At 66.3% G+C, this 6,584-nt stretch carries 5 protein-coding genes; 2 read left to right on the top strand and 3 right to left on the bottom strand.

What is annotated here, in order from left to right:
- Nucleotides 1-116 precede the first annotated feature (116 nt).
- Complete coding sequence (locus H531_RS14015; protein WP_245540686.1) at nucleotides 117-179, bottom strand: excalibur calcium-binding domain-containing protein; 63 nt, start codon at nucleotides 177-179, stop codon at nucleotides 117-119.
- An 894-nt stretch (nucleotides 180-1,073) separates the two neighbouring features.
- Between H531_RS14015 and H531_RS14325 the strand changes: the two genes are divergently transcribed.
- Together H531_RS14325 and H531_RS0111210 are read left to right on the top strand one after the other, a co-directional pair.
- Nucleotides 1,074-1,241 (top strand): hypothetical protein, encoded by a 168-nt coding sequence (locus tag H531_RS14325; protein ID WP_022799427.1) that lies wholly within the window; start codon nucleotides 1,074-1,076, stop codon nucleotides 1,239-1,241.
- A gap of 12 nt (nucleotides 1,242-1,253) precedes the next feature.
- On the top strand, nucleotides 1,254-2,693 hold the full coding sequence (locus tag H531_RS0111210) for a CAP domain-containing protein (RefSeq protein WP_022799426.1): 1,440 nt from the start codon (nucleotides 1,254-1,256) through the stop codon (nucleotides 2,691-2,693).
- Nucleotides 2,694-2,842: 149 nt separating this feature from the next.
- Here the strand turns inward: H531_RS0111210 and H531_RS0111205 are convergent, their stop codons facing one another.
- Both H531_RS0111205 and H531_RS0111195 read right to left on the bottom strand, forming a co-directional pair.
- Nucleotides 2,843-4,270, bottom strand: a complete 1,428-nt coding sequence (locus tag H531_RS0111205) for a hypothetical protein (RefSeq protein ID WP_022799425.1) — start codon at nucleotides 4,268-4,270, stop codon at nucleotides 2,843-2,845.
- A 345-nt stretch (nucleotides 4,271-4,615) separates the two neighbouring features.
- Nucleotides 4,616-5,548, bottom strand: a complete 933-nt coding sequence (locus H531_RS0111195) for a hypothetical protein (protein ID WP_022799423.1) — start codon at nucleotides 5,546-5,548, stop codon at nucleotides 4,616-4,618.
- Nucleotides 5,549-6,584: the final 1,036 nt, after the last annotated feature.

The raw sequence follows: 6,584 nt of genomic DNA, 5'->3' as shown, positions 1-6,584 counted from the left end.
GTTGCAAACCACTTAGCCCCGTAAGGGGATTGCGACTAATGGCTCTCCAGAGGGTTCCGCGTCAGCTTCATACCCGTACGAAGCTGACGGCTGAAGCTGTCAGTGGCTAATGTGAATCACCTTCCCTCACACCCCACCCCGTCCCCGTCCCGGTCTAAGCGGTGCGGATCCGGAGGCAGGACCTTGAAGCCCCGGAATCGGCACCTCGGCGTAGCCCTCCTGCTTCACCACCTCCATGGCCACGAAGGCCTCCAGGTACTTCCCCAAGGAGGGTGGGGTCCCCCTCGAGGCGGGCCCCGTCAAGCCCCGCGGCGTGGAGGGCGAGGCCCAGGTCCGTGGGCAGGACCTTAGGGCTTCTGACCAGGCGCTTGCCCAGGTTGGCCTGCCAGGGGAGCAGGGTCCGCACCCGGTAGAGGACCTCCCGCAGGGGAAGTACCCCTTGGGGGTGGTGGCGGGGAGGCCGAGGGGACGGGGGCGTACGGCCCAGTCCAGGAGCCGAGCGGGCCTCGAGGCCAGCAGGGCGTAAGGCATCGGCACCCCGGCAAGGCGCTCCAGGGGTGAAAATCCTCCGCATAGCGGTCCAAATTCCGCCACGCCAGAGAGGCCGGCCCCAAGGTGGCTTCGCTGACCCTGGTCACCCTTCACCGCGCCTTCCCCCAGTTCCTGGCCCTCGAGGGAAGCCCCGCTTAGCGGCGGACGGGGAAAACCCTCCGCCAGGGGCCCGGGTGGCTGGCCGGGCGTGCAGGGGATGCCCCCTCCGCACCCGGGCCTCTCGGGGCCATCCTCCCTTTGGAATACTCCCTAGCAAGCCTCAATGGCGGTGCCCCCAACCTGGAAGCGGGGCCGGCTTGGATTACACTGAAGCGAGAAGGTATACCATGACCTACTCGGTAGGTCCCTAGGCTGGCGGGTGGCCCAGCGCCTGGTGGGGGACCACGTGGAGCTCTACTTCCTTCCCCTGCCCCAGAAGGCCTCCCTCAAAGGGCTGCTCCAGAACCGGATCCGGGGTACCGTTTCCGAGGAGCCTGGCCGGAGGCGCGGCATCGGACCTGGCGAGCTTCCTGCGAGGAAGCGTGAAGACCTTGGCGGCCACCAGCCTCCTGGTGCGCTACCTCACCGGGGACGCCCTGATCTGGGTAGGGGCCCTGGCCTCGAGGGTGACGCGGGTGTACACTCTGCACGCCCGCTTTCCCAGGGAGGAAGTCCAAGTGGGTCCACCGGAGGATCCAAGCTCAGGTTAAAATCCCGCTATTATGGCGAAGACCAAGGTTCTCCTCTCCTTGGCCACGCTTCTGCTCGTAGCCTGCGGCAAGCTGAACCTGCCCGGCCTCACGCCTCCCCCCTTCACGGGAGCCCTGGGCGTTCCCTCCCCCCTCCAGACCGCAGCCCCCGGGGGCCAGGTCCAGGTGCCGGTGCAGGCGGCCTTCAACGATCCCCAGGTGGCCTCCGCCACCCTCACCCTCCGCCTCGCCGACCCCTGCGCCAAGGGGACCTCCAACTGCCCGGGCTGGGATGCGAGCCGCTACCCCGGGGTGGCCCACCCCACGGGGAGCTACACCCTGACCCCAGGGAACCCAAGCGCCACCCTCACCTTCCAGGTGGACGCGGGGGCGCTCCCCCAGGGCCCCTTCAAGTACGAGCTCGTCCTCTCGGGGCGGGACGGCTCGGGGAAGGCGGTGGAGGCGGTGGTACCCTTCTACCTCAAGGTTCTCTCCCCCGGGGAGCGCTCGGGAATGGAGGCCTGGAACTTCTGGCGGGACTACATGGGCCTCCCCCAGGTGAAGGAGGACCCCGAGTGGAGCTTCTGGGCCTGGCTTCACAGCCGGTACAGGGCGATGAACTACCCCAACGAGCTACCCCACGATGAGGACCTCTCCCAGCCCTTCTCGAGCCCAGAGGGGGCGAGCGCGGGGCAGAAGGGGAATGAATACGCTACCTTTCGGCAGAACAACGGTCAGCCCGCCTGGTCCCCTGAGGAAACTTCCATCTCTTGGTGGATCAGTGCCCCCTTCCACCGCCTGAACATGATCGACCCCCGCGCGGTAAACGGCGGCTTCGGGGTCTACAAGGACGTGGGGTCCGTTCCGGGCTATGGGGACGGGTGGGGGCGCACCTGGGTTAACCTTCCCAACCTCTATGGGGGGACCCTTACGACCTCCCCCCAGCTCTTCCCCGCCCCCGACAAGCCCGTGGCCCTTAACCGCTTCGGTGGCCGGGAAAACCCCAACCCCACCGCCCCCTGCACCTCCCCCTCCATGCCCCAGGTCCGCCCCTTCCTGACCCAGGAGGGGTTGAGCTGGGACGATGGAACGGGCTGGGTGCGCTCCCCTATCGGTCTCCCCCTCTCCCTCCAGACCTTCCCCTCCTCCCCCGTGGACACCCAGGTCCTGGAGGCCAGGCTCACCCGCCTTTCCGACGGGGCGGTGAACCCCCTCTGCGCCTACGGTAGCCTGCAGTACTGGGAGGAACGGGACCACTGGCGGCAGGTGGCGGTTAACATCCTTCGCGGCCGAGGCGCCGTCTTCGCCCTTCCCCACGAACCTCTCACCCCTGGGGCGGCCTACGAGGCCTACCTCAAGGTGAAGCTGGGGAGCGAGGTGAGGGAGTTCACCTGGCGCTTCCGCGTGGCCTCGGAGAGCGAGCTCAGGCCCCTCCGCCTCACCCCCGCCTACGAGCTCCAGGAGATCCGCTAGGGGCGTAGCCCGCCCTCTTCGGCCTCAGGCTCCTTCTTCAGTTTGGTGCGCCCTTCCGCTGGTCTGGTTGTGGCGGTCCCCCGAAACCCCTCGCCCCCCGAGCTACGGGGCTTCCGTAACCGCCCTCTTCGGAAGCGAAAGGGTCAGCGTCACCTGGCGCTTCTCCGTGGCCTCTCAAGACCAGCTCTTTCCCTATCGGCTTGCCCTTCGCTGATCCCCTCGGGAAGGAGAAGGTAGAGGCTTCCCCGGTGGTACACCCCGGGAGGCATTGGGTCTAAACGCCGGACCCTGCCCTTCCAGCAACCCAGGAGGGCCCGTACCTGGCTCGCCTCGGGGCGTTGGTCCCGGTACTCCCAGGCGAGGAGGGGACGGGGGTGCGTGCAGTAGCGCAGGAGGACGAGCGGATCCGAGATCTCCTCCAGCCGTTTCTCCCCGGGCATGTGCACGAGGAAGCTCGAGAAGCGCGTTCCAGGATCGATCAGAAACCGATCGACCACGCCCGCGTTCAGGTACCGCGCCGCCAGGCGGGAGTGGGCGGTGAGGTCCTCCCATGGAAGGTAGGGGTGGTTGTACCTGGCAAGGGGAAGGCCTACCCCCAGGAGGAGAAGGGCGGCGCTCCAGCGGGCTAGGGAAGGTAGCCAGGCCAAAGCCGCCGCCGCCCCTAGGCTCACTAAGGGGGCGAAGACAAAGAGGTAGCGGGTTAGAACGGTGTTGAGCCAAAGCGAAGAGAAGTACCACACGTACAGGGAGGCCACGGGCAGGAGGAGGACGGGGAGAAATCGCTCCCGGTAGGCCCGGTTGAGGGCTAGGCCCACCCCTCCTACGAGCAGCAGGAGGAGGAGTAGGTCCGGGGGCCACTTAAACCAGAAGTATTTAAAGAGAGCCTCCGGCTCCGGGCGGATGTCGGGGTTAGCCCTCCCGTGCTGAACCTGCCACAAAAGGTAGGGGGCCCAGAAGGAGAAGAGGAGGTACGGGGTAAACCCCAAGAGCGCCCTTCTTCCCGACCGGGCCAAGGCGTAAAGGGCGAAGGGCAGGAGGGCGATGCCGGTGAGGTAATGGGTGTAGAGCCCCAGGGTTCCCGCAAGGCTTCCCGCCCAAACCCGCCCCCTGAGGTAGCCCCAAGCCCCCAATAGGACCCACAGGGCCGCCCAAGGGTACATGCGTAGCAGCGGGGCCCAGGGAGCGTCCCCGAAGAGAAAAAGGAGTCCCAGCGCCCCCATCGCTCCCCACGGGCCCAGCAGGTCCCAGGAGGCTAGGGCCAGGGCTCCGGAGAGAAACACGAAGCCTAGAAGGGAGAGGGAGTAGCTCCAGTCGATGGCGGCATCCGAAACCCCTGAGTCCAGCCGGGCGTGGCCGCCCAAGCTCATCCAGGCGCGGAAGGCCAGGTAGTACAGGGGAGGATGGGCATCGCCCAGACCTATGCTCCGCCACACCTGGGCCCAGTCGCCCCTGAGGGCCTTGTCCGCGCTGAACGAGTAGTCGAAGTCCCAACCAAAGGAAGGGAGGGGGGCAAGGGCCAAAAAACCCAGGAGCCCCCCAAGGAAGAAAATGGCGAAGGAGCGGGCTAGCGCCGACACGAGGCTGCGAGGCAGAACGCGTACCCTGGCCAGTAGGTTCCCCGCAAGTAGGCGCACCAGGACTGGTTGGGAGCCAAGGCCCCGAAGGCTTGGGCGCAGGTAGGGTCCTCCACCGACCCACAAAGCTCCGCTGCCCGTTGCGGACCGGAGCGCTTCACGGCGCGCTGCAGCACCTCGCGGTAGCAGAAAAAGGACTCCGCTTCGCCCTTGAGGGCGCAGGCCTGGACTGCGGCTTCCAGGCTCGCCTGGCTCTCCAGGAAAGCGCGGAACCGGGGTACCCAGAGGGGGGCGAAGGCGAGAAGGAGGAGGGCGACCTCGAGGGCGACCCGTAAGATTCAGCGGCGCTCACTGGAAGTACTTGGCGGCACGACGGCGGCCCTCCAACCGCTGCTCTGGGGTCAGGGTTTGCTCTAGCTCGGAGAGGTATTTCCCCACGTACCCTCCGATGGCGTCCTTTGCAAGCCAGAACATGGCGTAAGCCTCGATGGGGTCTTTGGGGAATCCTCCAGCCCCCTCCAGGTAGCAGAGCCCCAACGTGAAAAGGGCAGAATGCGCCAAAGAGCGCACCGCCCAGAAGTTGGCCCGCCGGCAGGCCGTGTCCTGGTTCTTCTTCACCCCCGTGCCCGTGTACTCCCCCCAGGCCAAGATGCCCGCGGCGAGCGCGCTGGTGCCCGCCGCTTTGAGGGCGTACTGCACAGCCTTCTCCCCCTCGTATCTTCGCCAGAGGATATCGGCCAGGGTCCCGGCCGCCAGCTGTCCGCCCAAGGAGTATGGGCGGTTTTCGGCGAGGTCCTTGAGCGCGCTCTCCTCCCCCCGTTTCACCCTAAAGACCGCCAAGGACACCCCTTTTGCCGCCAAGGACTCCAGGGCTTGCTGGGCCTCCGCGGCTGTGAGGTTGGGAAGGCTGACCCCCTTCAGCGCCTCAGGATAACGGGGGTCTTGGTCTTTCCACCGGAGGACCAGCTGGATCTCGTAGTAGCAAAAGGCGGCGGCCTCAGCGTTGAACTCGCGGTACCGACAGGCCCATTCCGTAGCCCGCACGTGGGCTTCGATGGGGGTCAGATTGCTACCCCAAGGTGGAACGGTGCGCGCAGTCATGTAGGCCCACCAGTGGGCGAACCGAGCCGGCTCTTTTTCCGTCAGCGCGTAAGCCTCCGGGTAGCGGGCTGCCGTCACCAGCTCCACGAAACGCTGATCGTCCAGAGGGTCCACAGGAAGCTGGGCCAGGGCCAGGGTAGAAAGGAGCACGGAAAAGAGGAAGGAAGCCTGCTTGATCATCCGCTCACCTCCACAGTCAGTCTACTCGCAACACGTACGGGGTTTGCACTCACACCAACAGGGGGAGCAACTACAACTGGGTGGTGAACATTCCCGCGCCCGGGCTCCAGGTCTTCACCGTGCGCCAGTACTCGGTGACGGTGACGGTCCCGGTGGAGCCCGATGGACAGGTTTCTGTGCACGTTCTCGTCTATGTCGTGAGCACGCTATCCCGCGGGGCTACGTGGATCCCAGGCGGGGCGCTCCGGCACTCCTGATCGTAGCAGAGGGTCCCGGGCACCACGGCGTCGCTCGCCGTTACGGAGGCACTCCCACCAGGAGGCACCGTGACCTGGGCAGGGGAGAGGGATTGAAGGGCGTAGATTTCCCTCCACTGAATAACGCTACTGGGATTTCCACCACCCCCCTCCCGATCCTCCCCCCGGGGGGTGGCCCTCCGGGCTCTCGGGGGTCTGGATCTGGGGAGCCGGGCTGAAGCCAAGAACGGGAGAGCGAAACCTCGGCGGTGGCGGAAGTGGAGTAGGTCCCGGGAGCAGCAGAAACGCTCTGGGAGCTCGTGATCCAGCCCCCTAAACTTAGACACTTTTACCCTGCCTCCCGTGTGATGTCCCAAGTTCTTTCCCCAGAGCCTCCGCGTCTACCGCCATCACCTCCTTTGGCGTCCGATAACCGAGCCCCGAGTGCAACCGGCGCTCGTGGTAGTAGCGTAGCCGCTCCTCCACCACCTCCTTTAGCTCCCCAAGGCTAAAAACGGGTCCCGCCCCTCCCCCTTGAACCGGGCAAAAAAGCTCTCCACCACCGGAGAAAACGTACGCTTCGCGTGACGCCCCTGGCCCCCATCAGGCTGTAGGAAAACCTCTGCCCGTCCCTCAGCAGCGTGGCTCAGGAAAGGACCCCCCAGGGCGGCTGACGGTCTTGGTGCACCAGGGCCCTGGGGAGCCTCCCCACCTGGGCCTGGAGAAAGGCCTTGGCCTCCGCCCAGGCCCCCAGGGCCAGCTCCACCGAAGTGGCATGGTTCCAGTATGCTTGGGTGGCA

It is taken from the genome of Thermus islandicus DSM 21543 (genome assembly GCF_000421625.1).
Lineage (GTDB): Bacteria > Deinococcota > Deinococci > Deinococcales > Thermaceae > Thermus > Thermus islandicus.
The sequence above is the reverse complement of the archived record's forward strand: the minus strand, read 5'-3'. Positions and strand labels throughout refer to the sequence as shown.